The sequence below is a fragment of the Streptomyces sp. NPDC104096 genome, assembly GCF_055584385.1.
In genome coordinates, this window is the sequence record NZ_JBVJMD010000025.1 from 1 (window position 1) to 17,692 (window position 17,692).

20 protein-coding genes are annotated in these 17,692 nt (G+C 72.5%); 10 read left to right on the top strand and 10 right to left on the bottom strand.

The features are described from left to right. Positions 1–311 precede the first annotated feature (311 nt). From ACZ60B_RS24220 to ACZ60B_RS24230, 3 genes are read left to right on the top strand one after another with little or no spacing between them, the layout of a single operon-like run. Positions 312–1,754 carry a family 2B encapsulin nanocompartment shell protein gene (locus ACZ60B_RS24220; RefSeq protein WP_469390223.1) on the top strand — a complete coding sequence of 481 codons (1,443 nt, stop codon included), beginning with the start codon at positions 312–314 and terminating at the stop codon, positions 1,752–1,754. 16 nt (positions 1,755–1,770) lie between these two features. Beyond that, positions 1,771–2,820, top strand: a complete 1,050-nt coding sequence (locus ACZ60B_RS24225; protein WP_469390225.1) for a family 2 encapsulin nanocompartment cargo protein terpene cyclase — start codon at positions 1,771–1,773, stop codon at positions 2,818–2,820. Positions 2,821–2,870: 50 nt separating this feature from the next. Further along, positions 2,871–3,743 carry a geranyl diphosphate 2-C-methyltransferase gene (locus ACZ60B_RS24230; protein ID WP_469390227.1) on the top strand — a complete coding sequence of 291 codons (873 nt, stop codon included), beginning with the start codon at positions 2,871–2,873 and terminating at the stop codon, positions 3,741–3,743. Between the two features lie 72 nt (positions 3,744–3,815). On the opposite strand, the gene ACZ60B_RS24235 is transcribed toward ACZ60B_RS24230, so the two are convergent. Continuing rightward, positions 3,816–4,298, bottom strand: a complete 483-nt coding sequence (locus ACZ60B_RS24235) for a VOC family protein (protein ID WP_469390229.1) — start codon at positions 4,296–4,298, stop codon at positions 3,816–3,818. A gap of 262 nt (positions 4,299–4,560) precedes the next feature. Here ACZ60B_RS24235 and ACZ60B_RS24240 point away from each other — a divergent pair, with 262 nt between their 5' ends. Both ACZ60B_RS24240 and ACZ60B_RS24245 read left to right on the top strand, forming a co-directional pair. Then, positions 4,561–5,214 carry an ATP-dependent Clp protease proteolytic subunit gene (locus ACZ60B_RS24240; protein ID WP_469390231.1) on the top strand — a complete coding sequence of 218 codons (654 nt, stop codon included), beginning with the start codon at positions 4,561–4,563 and terminating at the stop codon, positions 5,212–5,214. 1 nt (position 5,215) lies between these two features. Then, complete coding sequence (locus ACZ60B_RS24245; RefSeq protein ID WP_469390233.1) at positions 5,216–5,815, top strand: ClpP family protease; 600 nt, start codon at positions 5,216–5,218, stop codon at positions 5,813–5,815. A gap of 79 nt (positions 5,816–5,894) precedes the next feature. Here ACZ60B_RS24245 and ACZ60B_RS24250 read toward each other — a convergent pair whose 3' ends face one another. Together ACZ60B_RS24250 and ACZ60B_RS24255 are read right to left on the bottom strand one after the other, a co-directional pair. Beyond that, positions 5,895–6,323: a helix-turn-helix domain-containing protein gene (locus ACZ60B_RS24250; protein WP_469390235.1), complete on the bottom strand. Its 429-nt coding sequence runs from the start codon at positions 6,321–6,323 to the stop codon at positions 5,895–5,897. Between the two features lie 343 nt (positions 6,324–6,666). Then, positions 6,667–7,122 (bottom strand): ATP-binding protein, encoded by a 456-nt coding sequence (locus tag ACZ60B_RS24255; protein WP_469390237.1) that lies wholly within the window; start codon positions 7,120–7,122, stop codon positions 6,667–6,669. A gap of 251 nt (positions 7,123–7,373) precedes the next feature. On the opposite strand from ACZ60B_RS24255, the gene ACZ60B_RS24260 reads away from it, so the two are divergent. Beyond that, on the top strand, positions 7,374–8,660 hold the full coding sequence (locus tag ACZ60B_RS24260; protein ID WP_469390239.1) for a streptophobe family protein: 1,287 nt from the start codon (positions 7,374–7,376) through the stop codon (positions 8,658–8,660). A gap of 18 nt (positions 8,661–8,678) precedes the next feature. Here ACZ60B_RS24260 and ACZ60B_RS24265 read toward each other — a convergent pair whose 3' ends face one another. Continuing rightward, positions 8,679–9,089, bottom strand: coding sequence for a hypothetical protein (locus ACZ60B_RS24265; protein WP_469390241.1), 411 nt, complete (start codon positions 9,087–9,089; stop codon positions 8,679–8,681). Between the two features lie 741 nt (positions 9,090–9,830). Next, complete coding sequence (gene mgrA / locus ACZ60B_RS24270; RefSeq protein WP_469390243.1) at positions 9,831–10,823, bottom strand: L-glyceraldehyde 3-phosphate reductase; 993 nt, start codon at positions 10,821–10,823, stop codon at positions 9,831–9,833. A gap of 124 nt (positions 10,824–10,947) precedes the next feature. Between mgrA and ACZ60B_RS24275 the strand changes: the two genes are divergently transcribed. Both ACZ60B_RS24275 and ACZ60B_RS24280 read left to right on the top strand, forming a co-directional pair. After that, complete coding sequence (locus ACZ60B_RS24275) at positions 10,948–11,832, top strand: LysR family transcriptional regulator (protein ID WP_469390245.1); 885 nt, start codon at positions 10,948–10,950, stop codon at positions 11,830–11,832. Between the two features lie 25 nt (positions 11,833–11,857). Next, positions 11,858–12,373 (top strand): mycothiol transferase, encoded by a 516-nt coding sequence (locus tag ACZ60B_RS24280; RefSeq protein ID WP_469390247.1) that lies wholly within the window; start codon positions 11,858–11,860, stop codon positions 12,371–12,373. Here ACZ60B_RS24280 and ACZ60B_RS24285 read toward each other — a convergent pair. Together ACZ60B_RS24285 and ACZ60B_RS24290 are read right to left on the bottom strand one after the other, a co-directional pair. Beyond that, entirely contained in the window at positions 12,355–13,425 is a 1,071-nt protein-coding gene (locus ACZ60B_RS24285) for an adenosine deaminase (protein WP_469390249.1), read from the bottom strand. The genes ACZ60B_RS24280 and ACZ60B_RS24285 overlap by 19 nt on opposite strands. Before the next feature lie 164 nt (positions 13,426–13,589). Next, positions 13,590–13,991: a VOC family protein gene (locus tag ACZ60B_RS24290; protein ID WP_469390250.1), complete on the bottom strand. Its 402-nt coding sequence runs from the start codon at positions 13,989–13,991 to the stop codon at positions 13,590–13,592. Positions 13,992–14,167: 176 nt separating this feature from the next. Here ACZ60B_RS24290 and ACZ60B_RS24295 point away from each other — a divergent pair, with 176 nt between their 5' ends. Continuing rightward, a complete protein-coding gene (locus ACZ60B_RS24295; protein ID WP_469390252.1) occupies positions 14,168–14,626 on the top strand; it encodes a pyridoxamine 5'-phosphate oxidase family protein in 459 nt (152 codons plus the stop codon). Positions 14,627–14,703: 77 nt separating this feature from the next. Here ACZ60B_RS24295 and ACZ60B_RS24300 read toward each other — a convergent pair whose 3' ends face one another. Both ACZ60B_RS24300 and ACZ60B_RS24305 read right to left on the bottom strand, forming a co-directional pair. Next, positions 14,704–15,903 (bottom strand): RNA polymerase sigma factor, encoded by a 1,200-nt coding sequence (locus tag ACZ60B_RS24300; RefSeq protein ID WP_469390254.1) that lies wholly within the window; start codon positions 15,901–15,903, stop codon positions 14,704–14,706. Beyond that, entirely contained in the window at positions 15,903–16,253 is a 351-nt protein-coding gene (locus ACZ60B_RS24305) for a YciI family protein (protein WP_469390256.1), read from the bottom strand. The genes ACZ60B_RS24300 and ACZ60B_RS24305 overlap by 1 nt, the downstream gene beginning before the upstream one ends. 108 nt (positions 16,254–16,361) lie before the next feature. Between ACZ60B_RS24305 and ACZ60B_RS24310 the strand changes: the two genes are divergently transcribed. Continuing rightward, entirely contained in the window at positions 16,362–17,402 is a 1,041-nt protein-coding gene (locus ACZ60B_RS24310; protein WP_469390258.1) for an acyl-CoA dehydrogenase family protein, read from the top strand. Positions 17,403–17,454: 52 nt separating this feature from the next. On the opposite strand, the gene ACZ60B_RS24315 is transcribed toward ACZ60B_RS24310, so the two are convergent. After that, the gene (locus ACZ60B_RS24315; RefSeq protein WP_469390260.1) at positions 17,455–17,622 is read right to left on the bottom strand and encodes a hypothetical protein; all 168 of its coding nucleotides are present in this window, start codon (positions 17,620–17,622) and stop codon (positions 17,455–17,457) included. Between the last annotated feature and the right edge of the window lie 70 nt (positions 17,623–17,692).

The following is a 17,692-nucleotide window of genomic DNA, read 5'->3' on the forward strand; positions in this document are numbered from 1 at the left end:
GGTGCCCCCTCTGGGGGAGTGCGTGCCAGGCGTCGCCGGGCAGACGGGACTTTCGGAACACGCCCTAGGGCTCCCCGTGACCTCTTGTGGCCTCTTCAAACTCGCCGTTCACACCGCCGTTCCGGCGCACGGAAGCCAACAAGAGACTCCTTCCGCCCCATTCGGGATGTTTGACCATCTGCTGTACAAATCCGCCCCTCTTGCGCCGTACCCCTCCGCCGTCCCGGCTGTTTGGCTTGGTCCAGCGCACGGCCCAACAGGGCACCGACGACCCATCCGCTCACCCTTGTCCGACTCTTCCGGGAGAGAATGTGTCCACTCCGGACAGCGCCACCGGTCCCGCCACCGACGAGCCCGTACCCGAGCCCTCCGCCGACGCACCCCTCACCAGTCTCAGCACCCGGGCGGCCCGCCAGCTCGCCACCACCACCAAGTCGGCGCCGCAGATGCAGGCGATCAGCTCGCGCTGGCTGCTGCGCGCGCTGCCGTGGGTGGACGTCAAGGGCGGCACCTACCGGGTGAACCGACGGCTGACGCTGCGGGCCGGCCGGGGGCGGGTGCAGTTCGAGCAGAACGGCGCCGACGACATCAAGGTCGTCCCCCAGACGCTGACCGAGCTGCCGACCCTGCGCGGTTACGGCGACCTGGAGGTCCTCGAGGAGCTCGCCTCCCGCTTCCGGGTCCGCAGAGTGCGGGCCGGCCAGGTCCTGTTCGAGGCCGGGCAGCCCATGACGGAGGCCTATCTGGTCGTCCACGGCCGGTTCACCCGGTACGCGGCAGGCAAGTACGGCGAGGAGGAGATCCTCGGGGTCGTCAGCGGTGGCGACCAGCTCGGGGACGAGGGCATCGGCCGGCCCGACCCGCTGTGGCTGACCTCGGTACGGGCGGAGACGGCCGGGGTGCTGCTGACCCTGCCCTGGGACCTCGTCATGGACCTCACCGAGCGGGCGCCCTCCCTCGCCGCGCACCTGCGGGCCTACGCCGAGCGGCAGGAAAGGCCCATGAACCGCAAGGGCGAGGCCGACGTCCCGCTCCAGGCCGGTCATACCGGCGAGCCGACGCTCGACGGCGGCTTCGTGGACTACGACCTCGCGCCGCGCGAGTACGAGCTGTCGCTCACCCAGACCGTGCTGAAGGTCCACACCCGGGTCGCCGACCTCTACAACCAGCCGATGAACCAGACCGAGGAGCAGCTGCGGCTGACCGTCGAGGAGGTCCGCGAGCGCCAGGAGTGGGAGCTGGTCAACAACCGGGAGTTCGGGCTGCTGCACAACGCCGACTACGGGCAGCGCATCAGCACCTTCACCGGCCCGCCGACCCCGGACGACATGGACGAGCTGCTGTCCATGCGCCGCAGGACCAAGCTGTTCCTCGCCCATCCGAAGGCGATCGCCGCCTTCTTCCGGCAGTGCAACCGGCACGGTCTGGTGCCCGGCACCGCGAACGTCGAGGGGCACGAGATCCCGGCCTGGCGGGGTGTGCCGATCTATCCCTGCAACAAGCTCCCGATCAGCGACCAGCACACCAGCAGCATCGTGGCGCTGCGCACCGGGGAGTCCGACCAGGGGGTCGTCGGCCTGTACCAGACCGGCCTGCCGGACGAGTTCCAGCCGGGGCTGAACGTGCGGTTCATGGGGATCGACACCGCCGCGATCATCCGCTACCTGGTCACCGCCTACTACTCGATGGCCATCCTGGTGCCCGACGCGGTGGGCGTCCTGGAGAACGTGCAGCTCGGCCGGACCGCCGACTGACCGCGGGGAGCACGACATGAGCACACCCCCCGCCGGCGGCTTCGCGCTGCCCGGACCGCCGGATCTCGCCGGCTCCCTCACCGCCCGGCGCGGCGGGGCGGTCCCCGGCCTCAGACACCGGCCCGTCGCCCCCGCCGACCCCGAGAAGGCCGCGGAGATCGACCGCAGGCTGGAGGAGTGGGCCCGCGCCCTCGACCTGTTCCCCGAGGCCTGGAACGGCGACTTCGCGGGGTTCCAGTTCGGCCGGGCCGTGGTGCTCCAGCACCCGGCGGCGGTCGGCCTGGACCACCTCACCGTCGCGGGCAAGCTGCTGCTGGCCGAGAACATCGTCGACAACTGCTACTGCGAGGAGGACGAGGACAAGGGCGGATCGCGCAGCGGGCTGGGCGGCCGGCTGATCCTGGCCCAGTCGGCGCTCGACCCGTACCACGGCCCGCCCGCGGTCCAGGAGGACTGGCTGCGCGGCATGCAGGCCGACGGACCGCTGCGGTCGTACCACTGGGCCCTGAAGGAGTACGCCGCCCTCGCCACCCCCTCCCAGACCGACCGTTTCGTGCACGACATCGCGCGGCTCCACCTGGGCTACCTCGCCGAGGCCGCCTGGGGCGAGGCCCGTCACACGCCGCGGGTGTGGGAGTACCTGGTGATGCGGCAGTTCAACAACTTCCGGCCCTGTCTGTCGATCGTCGACGCGGTGGACGGCTACGAGCTGCCGGAGGCGGTCTACGCCCGCCCCGAGATCCAGCGCATCACCGTGCTCGCCGCGAACGCGACCACGATCGTCAACGACCTGTACTCCTTCACCAAGGAACTGACCGACCCCACCCACCTCAACCTGCCCCAGGTCATCGCCGCCGACGAGCGGTGCGGGCTGAAGACCGCCTATCTGAGGGCCGTCGGGATCCACAACGAGATCATGGACGCCTTCGAGGCGGAGTCCGCCCTGCTGTCGGCCGGCTCGCCGCTCGTCGAACGCTACGCCCGGAGCCTGTCGGACTGGGTGGCCGGCAACCACGAGTGGCACGCGACCAACACCCACCGCTACCACCTGCCCGACTACTGGTAACGACGACCCGATCACTGATCAAGCGTCAGACGCGTCACGAGGAGCCCTACTTGACCACCGTCCCCGCCACCACGACCGCATCGGTGCCCACCCAGTCCACGTACCAGAACCGCGTCGCGGACTACTGGAACGCCGAGGAGAACCCGGTCAATCTCGAACTCGGAAGGCTGGACGACCTCTACCACCACCACTACGGCGTCGGAGCCGTCGACTGGACCGTGGTCGAGGAGAGCGACCCGCTGCGGCGGCAGGACCGGATCACCGCCGAACTGCACCGACTAGAGCACGCCCAGGCCGAGATCCTGGCCGGCCGGCTCGGCCCCCTCACCCCCGCCGACCGTGTCTTCGACGCCGGCTGCGGCCGCGGCGGCGGCAGCGTGGTGGCACATCTGCGCTACGGCTGCCGCACGGACGGCGTGACGATCTCCGCCAAGCAGGCCGAGTTCGCCAACGAGCAGGCCCGCAAGCGCGGTATCGACGGTCTGGTGCGCTACCACCACCGCAACATGCTCGACACCGGTCTGGAGACCGGCGCCTACGCCGCGTCGTGGAACAACGAGTCCACCATGTACGTCGAGCTGGACCAGCTCTTCGCCGAGCACGCCCGCCTGTTGCGCCGCGGCGGCCGCTACGTGGTCATCACCGGCTGCTACAACGACACCTACGGGCAGGCCTCCCGCGAGGTGTCGCTCATCAACGCCCACTACATCTGCGACATCCATCCGCGGTCGGCGTACTTCCGGGCCATGGCACGCAACCGGCTCGTGCCCGTCCACGTGGAGGACCTCACCGAGGCGACGATCCCCTACTGGGATCTGCGCCGGCAGGCCCCCCACCTGGTCACGGGCATCGAGGAGACCTTCCTGTCCGCGTACCGCAACGGCAGTTTCCAGTACCTGATGATCGTGGCCGACCGCGTCTGAGTCCCGGCCCGTCGGACCCGGCCCCGGGGTGTCCCGCCCCCCGGGGCCGTCCGGCGTGCGACCGCGGCCGGTTCACTCGCCCGCGTGGGCCCGGTCCAGGGCGGCGATGTCGAGCTTGCCCATGGAGAGCATCAGCCGGGTCGTACGGGCCGCCTTCTGCGGGTCGGGGTCACCGATCATGTCGATGAGGCGGTCGGGTACGACCTGCCAGGACAGGCCGTACCGGTCCTTGAGCCAGCCGCAGGAGCCGGGTTCGCCGCCGTCCTCGGTGAGCCGGGTCCAGTAGTGGTCGACCTCCTCCTGGTCCGCGCAGTAGATCTGGAAGGAGACCGACTCGTTGAAGGTGAACTGCGGGCCGCCGTTGAGCGCGACGAACCGCTGCCCGTTGGCGGTGAACTCCACGGCCAGCACGGTACCGGCCGGGCCGGGTCCGGCCTCGTTGGTGTAGCCGGTCCGGACGATGCCGGAGTTCTTGAAGATCGACACGTAGTAGTGGGCGGCCTCCTCCGCCTGCCCGTCGAACCACAGGCATGTGGTGAATCCGTCGGTGGTCATGCGCGCCTCCCGGGGCGTGGAACTCGGTTCACCGGTGTCGACCGGAGGCGGCCGCGAAACTCATCGGCCGGACGGCCGCCTGCTCCGACCGGCCCGGCCGCCGTGCGGACCGGCGGCGACGGGCCGGCTCGGGCCGGGAGCTCTGCCGAGGGCGAATCTGCCGCGGGCCGAGAAATCCCCGGCGGCCCCGGTGCCCGGCCGAGAGTGGGGAGCGCGGCGCGACCGACCGGCCGCGTCCGACGGACGACCCTCAGGAGGGCCGATGTCTCCACTCACCCCGGCACCCCGGCAGACCTGGCCGCCGTACGCCCAGGAGGGCGACACCCCGGTGACCCGGTTCGACGACCATCTCGCCGCGCAGTTGCTCGCGCAGCGGATCGTCCTGCTGGGCACCCAGGTCGACGAGGTCTCCGCGAACCGGGTCTGCGCCCAGTTGCTGATCCTGTCGGCCGAGGACCCGCGCACCGACATCAGCCTGTACATCAACAGCCCCGGCGGGTCCGTGCACGCGGGCCTGGCCATCTACGACACCATGCGGCTGATCCCGAACGACGTCGGCACGCTCGCGATGGGATTCGCCGCCAGCATGGGCCAGTTCCTGCTGAGCGTCGGCGCGCCCGGCAAGCGCCACGCCCTGCCGCACGCGCGGATCATGATGCACCAGCCGTCGGCCGGGATCGGCGGCACCACCGCGGACATCGAGATCCAGGCGGACAACCTGGAGTTCACCAAGCGGACCATCGAGCGGATCACCGCCGAGCACACCGGCCAGAGTCCGGAGACCATCGCCCGGGACGGCGACCGGGACCGCTGGTTCACGGCCGAGGAGGCCAGGGAGTACGGCATGGTGGACGGCGTCGTGGAGTCCCTCGCGGACGTCCGCCCGGCCGCCGCACGGCGAAGGATCGGACTCTGACATGGGGACGTACACGATTCCGAACGTGGTCGAGCGCACCCCGCAGGGCGAGCGGTCGTACGACGTGTTCAGTCGGCTGCTGTCGGAGCGGATCGTCTTCCTCGGCACCGAGATCGACGACGGCGTCGCCAACGTCGTCATCGCCCAGCTCCTCCATCTGGAGTCGTCCGCGCCGGAGAGCGAGATCGCGATCTACATCAACTCCCCCGGCGGCTCGTTCACCTCGCTGATGGCGATCTACGACACGATGACGTTCGTACAGGCGCCGATCTCGACGTTCTGCGTCGGGCAGGCGGCCTCCACGGCGGCCGTCCTGCTGGCCGGCGGCGATCCGGGGCGACGGTTCGTGCTGGAGCACGCGCGCGTGCTGCTGGGGCAGCCCGCCAGCGGCGGGCGGCAGGGCATGGTCTCCGACCTCGCCCTCCAGGCCAAGGAGATGGTCCGGATCCGCGCCCAGGTGGAGGAGGTGCTGTCCCGGCACACCCACCACGACATCCCGACGCTGCGCGCGGACATGGACCGGGACAAGGTGTTCACCGCGCCGGAGGCGGTGGCCTACGGCCTGGCGGACGAGGTGCTGAGCCGACGCCGGACCGGCTGACGGCGGGCCGTCGTACCGGCCCGTCGCCGGACCGTCCGACGACGGGCCGACAGACGACGGATCGTCGGGCGAGCGGTCGTCAGGCCGCCAGGCAGAGCCCGCCGTGCGGCGCGCGGGGCGTGGGGCGGCCGGCGCGGGACTGCCGGCCGAGCTCCCGGTGGGCCAGCGAGAGCAGGTCGCCGAGTCCGAGGCCGAGAGCGTGGGCGGCGGCCGCGAGGACCTCCGAGGAGGCCTCCTTGCGGCCGCGTTCCACCTCCGACAGGTACGGCATGGAGATACGGGCCTGTTCGGCCACCTCCTTGAGCGTGCGCTCCTGGGCGAGACGTTCGCGGCGCAGCACGTCGCCGATCAGGTCCCGCCAGAGCGGTTCCCTGGCGGCGGGCGGCCGGGCCGACGAGGGGGCCGGGGGTGCCGGGGCCACGGGGGCCGTCGGGGGTGCCGACGACGGCCGGGCGGTGCGCGGGCGCAACGGGATGACGCGGGCTTCGTTCGGCGCTTGGCTGCTCACCCTCCCAGCCTAGGAGTACGGGCGGCGGCGGGAAGGGTACGGCGTTGCGCCCTCGGTGGAATCGGACCGAGCACCCCGGGCGCGCCGGGTTGCCGCTCCGCCCAGGGCGCGCCGCCGACACGGAATGTCCACCTCTTCCGCACACGGTGCGCATGGCATGGCGCACTTCGGGTACGCGGACTCCCGAGGGGCCGCCGGTGCCGCTGTCCGGTGGTCGACCGGTGGTCGAGGAGACCGACGGGAACCGTCGCTTTCGTGGGGAGGGGTGGGATGCCCACCGCCGTGATCGGGCCGCAGGCACGAAGCGGGGCGCGGAACACCGGGGCGGCGCGGGCGCGACCGTTCAGTCCGCGCTCAGTCCCACCACCGCGCGCACCCGCTTGCCGACCGGGACCCGCTCGGCGGTGACCTGGCGCGCCAGCGCGTGGACGATCTCCAGGCCGTGCCGGCCCACGCGCTGGGGATCCCGGGGGAAGCGCAGCGGCAGGGCCGCGCTGCTGTCGTAGACGCTCACGGCGATCGTGGCGTCCGTGCCCTCCAGCTCCAGGATGTACGGTCCGTTGCTGTGCCGGTCGGCGTTGGTGACCAGCTCGCTCACCACCAGCAGCAGCGCGCCGCTCGTGCGTTCGCCGATCGTGGCACACCACTCGGTCCGCAGCTGCTCCACGAAGAGCGTGGCGAAAGACCGCGCCTCCGCTATGCAACCGGGCTCGCCGGTGAAGTGGGTCGCCCGCCGTAGCGGTTCCACGGGTACGTCGAAGCCGGTCGGTATCACTGCCCCGCCCAGGTGCTCGGTCATGCGGTTCTCTCTCGGAAGCCGGACTGGCCGGACGCTGCTGCACCTGTGCTCGTACCCCGCGGGACGCCCCGCACTCCCCGGGACCGCCCAGCTCTTCGGGGTACCTCCGTGCGAGCGCGGCGGTCTCACGGACGGCGGCCACGGGAGGCGCGTCCGGGGGCGGGGCCCGGGGAGCGTCCGGGGGCGGGGCCGGCGGGCGCGGACGGCCCTCTCGGCGCGCGGCCGCCGGTGCGGCTGCATAGCGTGGCAGGGTGAGCCGGCGAACCCCCTCCGAGCAGGCGGTCGCCCGTCCCGGCTGGGTACGGGCCGCCGTGACGGTGCTGGCCGGGCTGGTCGCCATGGGGGTGGTGGCCGCGCTGGGGCTGTGGGCGGCGGGCGCGGCGGACCTGCCGGACGGGGCCTTCCCGCGGGTGGTGGTGGCGACGGTGGTGACCGCCGTCGGCGGCAGCGTCGAGCTGTCCGGGAACGTCGGGTCGCTCGCCGAGAGCCGGGCGGGACTGACGGCGACCCCGCTGTCCGTCACCCTCGTCGGAGCGCTCGTCGTCGGCGCCGGGTTCCTGTGGCCGCTGCGGCACCGCGTCGTCACCACGGTCGCCGAGCCGGCCCGGTGGGCCGCGCGGATCGCCGTGCTGTGGCTGCTCGGAGTGCTCGGGCTGGCGCTGGGCGCCCGGCAGACCTTCGCGATTCCCCTGGGCGAGGGAACGCTCGGCGACCTCGGTGACCTGTTCGGCGTGGAGCCCCGGATGGGTTTCGCCGCGAACGTGCCGTTGACGCTCGCCCTCGGCCTGCTGTGGCTGGCCGTCGTGCTCTTCCTGGCCCTGCTGGTGTCGCGCGCCGCCCCGCTGCCGGCCCGGCTGCTGCGGTTCCAGCAGCCGGTGCGGCCGGCCGCGTACGCCATGGTCGTGCTGCTGCTCTCCAGTGTCGCCTTGGGGGCCTGTGTAGCCCTGGTGGTGGCGGCGACCCAGGGGCACCCGGCCGAGACCTTCGCCGTGATCCTGCTCGGCCTGCCCAATGTCGTCTGGGTCGCGCTCACGATCGGCATGGGGGCCACCTGGGACGGCCGGGTGCAGGGCCCGTTCCGGCTGCCGCTGCCGCCCGGGGCGGACCGGGTGCTGCGCGCCCCGGACGGTGCCACGCTGGACCTGCGCACGCTGACCGATCTCGACGGCCGGTACTGGTGGCTCCTGGTCGCCGCCGCCGTACTGCTGCTGATGACGGCCTTCGTACTGGCGGCGTGTTCACCGACCCGGACGCGGGCCTGGCAGCTCGCCGTCCGGATGGCGGTCGCGCTCGCCCTCACCGTCCTGCTGATCTGTCTGCTGTGCCAGGTCTCCGCGCACTACGGTCTGTCCCTGCTCGGCATCGGCGACCTGGGCGGCAACCTGTCCGGGGACCTCCTCCTCCGGCCGCAGGTGTGGACGGCACTCGGCCTCGCCCTGCTCTGGGGGCTGGTCACCGGATTCCTCGGCGGTCTGTCCGCCCGCCGGCTGCGCCGGGCCGGCGAAGCGCCGCGCTCCGGCCTCGGCCCCTCCCCCTGACCACCCGGGTGCCGGGCCTCAGGCGACCGGCATGACGAGCGCCGGGGCGGCCCGCTGCATCCGCAGTGCGTCGACGGACTCGGCGAGCAGTTCGTACTCGGTGGTGTCGTCGCTGGTGGCGATCCGCACCAGCCGCCCGTCGGCCAGTTCCTCGGCGACCAGTTCCTGTCGTTCCACGTCTGCGCACCAGGCGCGCAGCAGTGCGGGCACGTCGGGCGCGGTCTCCGCGACCGGGACGAGTGAGCTCGGCGGGAAGTGGGGGCTCTCCGGCTGCGGGTCGAGCCGCTCGGCGATCCAGGAGGCCCGGTCCCGCAGCCACCACAGCGCCAGGGCGAGAGTGGGCGCCCGGTAGGTGCCGAGCGGTACCCCGATCCGCCTCCCGTCGCACATGCCGTAGGCGGTGACGTGGCACAGGAATTCGTCGTGCACGGTTCTCTCCCCCGTAGCGTCTCTCGCTTGCCGGTCGGGCCTCGCTTTCCGTGCGGCTCGTGTATGAAGAACTGTCCCTGACATTCGAGTATGTTGACTACTGAAACACTGTCACCATGACTTTCCGGCCACTCTCTTGGCATATTCACCGCACCGTTTGGCCGAAACGCGCCGGGCAGCCCGTTCTCCCCTTGTCCGCACCCTCCGGCCGTACCGAGAACGGCCACGGGAACGGCGTCGAGAACCATGGCGAGAACCGCTACGACAACGCCGCTCCGACCTGACGCCGAAGGCCGGATCACGGCCGTTCCCGGATTCCTCCACCGGCCGCCCACCGGGTAGGACATCCGGCGCGGCGACGAGTTCCACCGCGCTCGACGGACTATCGGCGATCTCCTCAAATGGAGACCGCCGGGATCTCCGTGAGCGCAGGACACCAGGGGTCCGTCCGGAAAAGCGGACGCGGAATTCCGTATGGCACTTCACCGTGAAAGCGCACCGACGCCATGGCGGGATCCGTGCCGCACCGGCCCGACTCCGCCGAATTCCGCAGCACCCGGAAACCGGCCAAGATCCGCGAATGACCTGCGGATTGATCCACGGATTGATCGGCGGAATGGTCGCCGGACATCGTTTCGGGATTTCGCGCTCGACCGCTCCACGGGAAACGGGGCAGGCGATGGCGTCGACAACCCGCCGGCCTGCCCCGCGCCCGTGCTCGGAGGTCTTCCGCCCGAGGCGTTACGGCTTGAGGGCCGCGTCGATCCGGACCAGTTCCTCCGCGTCGAAGTCGAGGTTGCGGATGGCGCCGACGCAGTCCTCCACCTGCTGCGGGCTGCTCGCGCCGACCAGGGCGGAGGTCACCCGTCCGCCGCGCAGCACCCAGGCCAGAGCGAGCTGGGCCAGGGTCTGACCACGGGACTTGGCGATCTCGTCGAGCGCGCGCAGCCGGGCCACCAGGTCCTCGGTGACCGCGTCCGAGTTCAGGAAGGGGCTGTCGCTCGCGGCCCGCGAACCCTCCGGAATGCCGTCCAGGTAGCGGCCGGTCAGCAGCCCCTGCTCCAGCGGGGAGAAGACGATGGACCCGACCTGGAGCTCGTCCAGCGCGTCGAGCACGCCCTCCGTCTCGGGGCGGCGGTCCAGCATCGAGTAGCGCGGCTGGTGGATCAGCAGCGGGGTGCCGAGCTCGCCGAGGATGCGGGCGGCCTCCCGGGTCTGCTCGGCGGAGTAGTTGGAGATGCCGACGTACAGCGCCTTGCCCTGCTGCACCGCCGAGTGCAGCGCGCCCATCGTCTCCTCCAGCGGAGTCTCCGGGTCGGGGCGGTGCGAGTAGAAGATGTCGACGTAGTCCAGGCCCATCCGGGTGAGGCTCTGGTCCAGCGAGGACAGCAGGTACTTGCGGGAGCCCCACTCGCCGTACGGGCCCGGCCACATGAGGTACCCGGCCTTGGTGGAGATCACCAGCTCGTCGCGGAGGCCGGCGAAGTCCGCCCGCAGCGCCTCGCCGAAGGCCGACTCGGCGGCGCCGGGCGGCGGGCCGTAGTTGTTGGCCAGGTCGAAGTGGGTGACGCCGAGGTCGAAGGCGCGGCGCAGGATGGCCCGCTGGGTCTGTACCGGGCGGTCCGGGCCGAAGTTGTGCCACAGGCCGAGCGACAGCGCGGGGAGCTTGAGGCCGCTGCGTCCGGTGCGCCGGTAGGGCATGTCCGCGTAGCGGTCGGGGTGTGCGGTGTACAACGCGACTCCATCAGGGGTTGGCACGGTCGATCGGTTCAGGGAACCGGTACCCACTCTCACCTGTGCCCCGGACAGTGGTCCAACAGAAGAATCCGATGGAATTCAGCGGATACGCTTCTCAATCATGGAACTGCGCCACCTCCAGCACTTCGTCGCCGTCGCCGAGGACCAGCACTTCACCCGGGCCGCCGAGCGCCTGCTGGTCTCCCAGTCGGGCCTGTCGGCCTCGATCCGGGCGCTGGAGCGGGAGCTGCGGGCCCCGCTGTTCGTGCGCACCACCCGCCGGGTGACCCTGACGGAGGCCGGGCGCGCGCTGCTCGCCGAGGCGGAACGGATCCTGGCACAGGTCAGGGCCGCGCACGAGGCGGTGGCGGCGGTGCAGGGCGTGCTGCGCGGCACGCTGGCGCTCGGCACGGAGCAGTGCATCGCGGGGGTGAACGTGGCGGCCCTGCTCGCCGCCTTCCGGCGCCGTCATCCGGACGTGGAGATCCGGCTGCGGCAGGCGGGGTCGGGGGCGCTGGCCGAGGAGGTGGCGGCCGGGCGGCTGGACCTGGCCTTCGCCTACCGCACCCAGGCCGACACCGACCAGTTGCGCTCGGTGTCCCTGGCCGGGGAGCCGATGACCCTGCTGTGCCATCCGGCGCACCCGCTGGCGGTCGCGGGCGCCGCGGTGACCCCGCAGGACGTCGGCGGCGAGGTCTTCGTCGACTTCCACCCGGACTGGGGCCCGCGCCGCACCACCGACGCCGCGTTCGCCGGGGCCGGACTGCGGCGGACCGTCGCGCTGGAGGTCAACGACGTGCACAGCCTGCTGGACCTGATCGACGAGAACCTCGGCGTCGCGGTCGTGCCGCGGCACTTCCGGCACAAACGGGCGTCGCTGACCGCGCTGCCCCTGAAGGGCACCGGCGAGACGGTGTACGAGAGTGCCGCCCTGCTGCCGCCCGCGCAGGGCACCAGTCCCGCGGCACGGGCCCTGATGGCGCTGCTGGAAACAGGGGGCGCCTGAGCGAGGACTGGGCGATGGTGGACGTATGCATGCAAAGGACGTCCTCATCGACGCGTACGGCCGCATCCGGGAAGAGGTCCATTCCGTGGTCGAGGGGCTGGGCCCCGACGACCTCCACGCCCGGCCCGGCCCCGAGGCCAATTCCGTCGCCTGGCTGGTCTGGCACCTCACCCGGGTGCAGGACGACCACCTCGCCGACGCCTTCGGGCTGGAGCAGGTGTGGCTGGCACAGGAGTGGGAGAAGCGTTTCGGCCTCGACCTGCCGCGCCACGACACCGGGTACGGCCACACCTCGGCGCAGGTCGCCGAGGTGCGGGTCGACTCCGCCCAACTGCTGACCGGTTACTACGACGCCGTGCACGAGCAGAGCCTGACGGCCCTGCGCGGGGTGGCCGCGAAGGACCTGGAGCAGGTCGTCGACACCCGGTGGGACCCGCCGGTCACCCTGGGCGTGCGGCTGATCAGCGTCCTGTCCGACGATCTCCAGCACGTCGGACAGGCCGCCTACGTCCGCGGGCTGCTTCAGAGCTCGGCCGCGTAACCCGGCAGGACGACGTCCTCGATCAGGGCCCTGCGCTCGTCGAACGGGATGAACGCGCTCTTGAGGGCGTTCACCGTGACCGTGCGCAGGTCCTCGACGCCCCAGCCCGCCTGCTCGACCAGCAGCGTCATCTCGCGGGTCATCGTCGTACCGGAGACCAGCCGGTTGTCGGTGTTGAGGGTGACCCGGAAGCCCAGGTCCTTCAGCGCGGTGATCGGGTGCTCGGCGATCGAGGTGGCGGCGCCGGTCTGGAGGTTGGACGTCGGGCACATCTCCAGGGCGATACGGCGGTCGCGCACCCAGCCGGCCAGGCGGCCGAGCTTGCCGTCGACGATGTCCTCGGTCAGGCGCACGCCGTGGCCGATGCGCTGGGCGCCGCACACCTGGAGCGCCTGGTGGATGCTGGGCAGACCGTGGGCCTCGCCGGCGTGGATGGTGAACGGCACGCTCTCGCGGCGCAGGTGCTCGAAGGCGGCCAGGTGGTCGGCGGGCGGGAAGCCGTCCTCGGCGCCCGCGATGTCGAAGCCGACGACCCCGGCGTCACGGTAGGCGACGGCCAGGTCGGCGGCCTCGCGGACCCGGTCGAACATGCGCATGCCGCACAGCAGGGTGCCGACCCGGACGGGGGTGCCCGCGGCGGCGGCCTTGGCCATGCCGGCGGCGAGGCCCTCCTGGACGGTCTCCACGACCTCGCTCATCGTCAGCCCGCCCCGGGTGTTGAGCTCGGGGGCGTAGCGCACCTCGGCGTAGACGACGCCGTCGGCGGCGAGGTCCAGGACGTACTCCTCGGCGACGCGCAGCAGGCCCTCGCGGTTCTGCATCACGGCGAGGGTGTGCTCGAAGGTGGCGATGTAACGGACCAGGTCGCCGGAGTTGGCCGCGTCGTAGTACCAGGCGGCGAGCGCGTCGGGGTCGGTGGTCGGCAGGGTGTGGCCGATCTCGGCCGCGAGCTCCACCACGGTGGCGGGGCGCAGACCGCCGTCGAGGTGGTCGTGCAGGACGGCCTTGGGCAGGCGGCGGATCACTTCGGCATCTACGCGCGTAGCAGTCATGGCGGGGTCTTCCCTCGGAGCGAGTCTTGAGCGGGTGGTTCGAAGCGGCGGACGGGTCCGCGGCGGAAGCGGGTGCGGCGAGTGGAGCCGTGGCGGAAGGGGCCACGGCGGGAGAAAGTACGGCGGGAGGGGCCGCGGCGGAAGCGGGTGCGGCGAGCGGAGGCTCAGCCGGCGGGCTGGAGCAGGTCCCAGCGGTTGCCGTACAGATCCTCGAAGACCGCCACCGAGCCGTACGGCTCGTGGCGCGGCTCCTCCAGGAAGGTCACGCCCGCGGCGAGCATCCGGGCGTGGTCGCGGGCGAAGTCGTCGGTGTGCAGGAAGAACCCGACACGCCCGCCCGTCTGGTCGCCGACCCGGCCGCGCTGCGCGTCGTTCTTGGCCCGCGCCAGCAGCAGCGCGGTACCCGGCCCTTCGGCGCCGGACGTCCCGGGCTCCACGACGACCCAGCGCGAGCCGTCGGGGCGGGGGGCGTCCTCGACGAGGCGGAATCCGAGCGCCTGCGTGTAGAAGCGGACCGCCTCGTCGTAGTCGTCGACGACGAGGGTGACCAGGGCGATGCGTCTCATCGGGGCCTTTCGGTACGTGCGATTGACGGGTGAGGTTATACGTAAAACTTCGTGCACGCCAGTCACCCGTCCGGGCTCGTCCGGCCCCCGCTCCCCCGGCGTAGGTCCCCGGACCGGGTCACGCTCCGCCTCCGGCCCGAGGCGCGGCGGCGACGCCGCCCGCTAGCGTCCCCACCATGACGATCACCGGCGCACCCCGCACCCTCGAACAGCGCAGACACGACGTACGGGACCGGCTGGAGCGGGAGCGGGACGTCTGGGTCGCCACCGCGGACGCCGAGGGGCTGCCGTGTCTGGTGGCGCTGTGGTTCGTCTGGGACGGCGAGGCGCTGTGGCTGTCCACCAGGCCGGCCAACCCCACCGGCCGCAATCTGCGCCACGGCCGACGGGTCCGGCTGGCGTTCGGGGACACCGTGGACGTCGTCCTCGTGGACGGTGACGTGGAGACGTTCGCCGCGGCGGACGTGCCGCGGACGGCGGCGGACGCGTTCCGTACGAAGACCGGCTGGGACCCGCGCGCGGACTCCGCGGCGTACGCCTACTTCCGGGTGCGTCCGCGCGCGGTGCAGGCCTGGCGCGGGGTGCACGAGCTGCCCGGCCGGCATCTCATGCGGGACGGCGTCTGGGCCTCCTGATCACCCGACCCCACCGACCGGCCCGGTCGGCCGACCCCCTCGCCCCACCCGACCCCGCCGGCCCCCTCGACCGGCGCTCAGGAGTTCCGTGCGCCTGTCAGCTCGCCGCGCCTGCGTTCGAGGTGGGCGCGCTCCGCCGCGCTGTCGGTGAGCGCGATCGCCGCCTCGTACGCCTGGACCGCCTCGACGGTCCGGCCCAGGCGGCGCAGCAGGTCGGCGCGGACCGCGTGGAGGACGTGGTACCCGTCGAGGCCGAGGCCGTCCACCAGGTCCAGGGCGGCTCCGGGGCCGTGGACCTCGGCGACGGCGACGGCCCGGTTCAGGGCGACGACCGGGCCGGGCGCGAGGGCCGCGAGCAGGTCGTAGAGCCGCAGGATCTGTCCCCAGTCGGTGGCCCCGGCCGTCGGCGCGTCACTGTGCACGGCCTGGACGGCGGCCTGGGCCTGGTAGGGGCCGGGCCGGTTGCGGCGCAGGCAGCGGCGGACCAGGTCCTGTCCCTCGGCGATCAGCCCGGCGTCCCACCGGGTCCGGTCCTGCTCGGGCAGCGGGACGAGCGCGCCGCCCGCGTCGAGCCGGGCCGGACGGCGGGACTCGATCAGCAGCATCAGCGCCAGCAGGCCGGTGACCTCGGGCTCGTCCGGCATCAGCTCCGCCAGGAGACGGCCGAGGCGGACGGCCTCGGCGCACAGTCCGGGATCCCCGTTGTATCCCTCGTTGAAGATCAGGTAGACAACGGCCAGCACGCCCTTCAACCGGTCCGGGAGGTCCGCGTCACGGGGCACGCGGTACGGGATCCGGGCGTCGCGGATCTTGGCCTTGGCGCGGACCAGGCGCTGGGCCATCGTCGGCTCGGCGACGAGGAAGGCGCGGGCGATCTGCGCGGTGGTGAGTCCGCCGAGCAGGCGCAGGGTCAGGGCGACCTGGGCCCGGGTGGCGAGCGCGGGATGGCAGCAGGTGAAGATCAGCCGGAGCCGGTCGTCGCGCACGGGTCCCTCCTCGCCGGGCGGACCGGCTGCGTACAGCCGGGCGGCCTCGGCCTGCCGGGCGTCCCGGGTGGACTCGCGGCGCAGCCGGTCGACGGCCCGGTTGCGCGCGGTGGTGATGATCCAGCCCGCGGGGCTCGGCGGCACCCCGGTCTCCGGCCAGCCGCGCACGGCCGTGGTGAAGGCGTCCTGGACGGCTTCCTCGGCGAGATCGATGTCACCGAGGAAGCGGACGAGGACGGCGACCGCGCGGCCGTACTCCGCGCGGAAGACCGCCTCGACGTCGGGTGGCATCAGGCCTCGCCCATGAACGGGCGCACCTCGATGGGGAGTTTGGTGGCCCAGGTCGCCCGGCGGCCCCAGTGCAGGGCCGCGTCCAGGTCGGGGGCCTTGATCAGGCAGATGCCGCCCAGATACTCCTTGCCCTCGGCGTACGGCCCGTCGGTGACGAGGACGTCGTCTCCCTGCGGGCGCAGGACGGTGGCGGTCTCCGTGCCGTGCAGTCCGCCCGCGAAGACCCAGGCGTCCGCCTCGCGCAGCTCCTGGTGGAAGGTCTCCAGGTTGCGCCGGATCCGCGCCATCCCCTCGGGCGAGGGCGGCTCCCCGTCGGTCGGCGTGATCACGCTGAGCAGGTAGTACTTCATGACGGCCTCCATGGCGTCGTGGGTCGGTCCGGGCGTTTCCCCACCTCCTACACGAACGGCGCCCCGCCGGATCGACACCCCGCGCCGGGCCACCGGAAGATTCTGCTCATGACCGTCGCACCGCACCCGCTCGTCGCCCGCGCCCGCCTCCTCGCGGACGACGTCCTCGCCCCGCACGCCGAGCGCGTCGACCAGGAGGGCGTGCCCGCGAGCCACATCGAGGCCATCAAGCGGTCGGGGCTGCTCGGGGTGAGCGCTCCGACGGAGTACGGCGGCTCGTCGGCACCCGGCGCGGTGGCGCGGGAGACGGCGGAGATCCTGGCCGGGGCGTGCTGTTCGACGTGGTTCGTGCAGACCCAGCACCACACACCGGTGCTGACCCTGGCCAAGAGCGAACTGCCGGTACGCGAGCGCCTGTTGGGTCCGCTGGCGCGCGGTGAGCTGCTGTCCGGGGTGGCGTACGCGCACCTGCGCGCGTATCCGCGCACGCCCGTGCGGGTCACCCGGGAACGGGGTGGGTGGCGGTTCGACGGAACGGTGCCCTGGTACACCGGGTGGGGGCTGAACGACGTACTGCTGCTGGCCGGGGTGACCGAGGCCGGCGAGGCGCTGTTCGCCTTCGCCGAGGCACGGGAGCAGCCGGGGCTGCGGGCGTCGCGGCCGATGCGCCTCGCGGCCCTGACCGCCGCGCGCACGGTGTCGCTGGAGCTGGACGGACTGCGGCTGGCCGAGGACGCGGTGGCGTCGCGCACGCCGTACGACCGGTGGGCCGTGGCGGACCGGGTGAAGTCGGCGAACGCCTCACCAGCCGTGTTCGGGGTCGCGCGGGCCGCGCTGGATCTGCTGGACGACGACACCGCCGGGCCGCTGCGCGACCGGCTCGACGAGGTGCGGCGCCAGGCCTACGACCTCGCCGACCTGTCGGTGACGGACGAGCGACTGGAGGAGCGGCTGGCGCTCAGGACGCGCGCGCTGGAGGTACTGCGGGCGGCCACCACGGCCGCGGTGGTGGCGGGCGGCGGACGGGCGATGGCCTTGACGAGCCGTGCCCAACGCCTCGCGAGGGAAGGGTTGTTCCTGCTGGTCCAGGGTCAGACGGCGCGGTCCCGGCAGGCACATCTGCGCACACTGGTGGACGGGTCCGGCTGAGCGGCGGCCGGGCACCGCGTGCCACAGCCGACACGCCCGTCCGCCGTCCTGATCAGTCCTCGTCGCGGCCGGGGACCACGACGAGGAAGGCGTCCGACTTCAGATCCATGACCACGGTCGCGGGCTCGCCCTGTGCGCGGCGGGCCGCCGCGAACTCCTCCGCGGGCCAGGAGCCTCGCGGGGCTCCCGCGGGAAAGCGCTGCAACACCTTCGCACCCATGGCGGCGGACACCTCCGAATTCGACCGTGAGAACCGTAAGGACCGCCTGCCCCCGATCGGCGCGGTCATG

Bases quoted from the DNA above. Each gene is read 5' to 3' on its own strand.
- ACZ60B_RS24305 (WP_469390256.1), bottom strand. From the start codon at position 16,253: ATGAAGTACTACCTGCTCAGCGTGATCACGCCGACCGACGGGGAGCCG.
- ACZ60B_RS24275 (WP_469390245.1), top strand. From the start codon at position 10,948: ATGGAACTGCGCCACCTCCAGCACTTCGTCGCCGTCGCCGAGGACCAG.
- ACZ60B_RS24290 (WP_469390250.1), bottom strand. From the start codon at position 13,991: ATGAGACGCATCGCCCTGGTCACCCTCGTCGTCGACGACTACGACGAG.
- ACZ60B_RS24295 (WP_469390252.1), top strand. From the start codon at position 14,168: ATGACGATCACCGGCGCACCCCGCACCCTCGAACAGCGCAGACACGAC.
- ACZ60B_RS24225 (WP_469390225.1), top strand. From the start codon at position 1,771: ATGAGCACACCCCCCGCCGGCGGCTTCGCGCTGCCCGGACCGCCGGAT.
- ACZ60B_RS24285 (WP_469390249.1), bottom strand. From the start codon at position 13,425: ATGACTGCTACGCGCGTAGATGCCGAAGTGATCCGCCGCCTGCCCAAG.
- ACZ60B_RS24280 (WP_469390247.1), top strand. From the start codon at position 11,858: ATGCATGCAAAGGACGTCCTCATCGACGCGTACGGCCGCATCCGGGAA.
- ACZ60B_RS24255 (WP_469390237.1), bottom strand. From the start codon at position 7,122: ATGACCGAGCACCTGGGCGGGGCAGTGATACCGACCGGCTTCGACGTA.
- ACZ60B_RS24235 (WP_469390229.1), bottom strand. From the start codon at position 4,298: ATGACCACCGACGGATTCACCACATGCCTGTGGTTCGACGGGCAGGCG.
- ACZ60B_RS24240 (WP_469390231.1), top strand. From the start codon at position 4,561: ATGTCTCCACTCACCCCGGCACCCCGGCAGACCTGGCCGCCGTACGCC.
- ACZ60B_RS24300 (WP_469390254.1), bottom strand. From the start codon at position 15,903: ATGCCACCCGACGTCGAGGCGGTCTTCCGCGCGGAGTACGGCCGCGCG.
- ACZ60B_RS24245 (WP_469390233.1), top strand. From the start codon at position 5,216: ATGGGGACGTACACGATTCCGAACGTGGTCGAGCGCACCCCGCAGGGC.
- ACZ60B_RS24310 (WP_469390258.1), top strand. From the start codon at position 16,362: ATGACCGTCGCACCGCACCCGCTCGTCGCCCGCGCCCGCCTCCTCGCG.
- ACZ60B_RS24315 (WP_469390260.1), bottom strand. From the start codon at position 17,622: ATGGGTGCGAAGGTGTTGCAGCGCTTTCCCGCGGGAGCCCCGCGAGGC.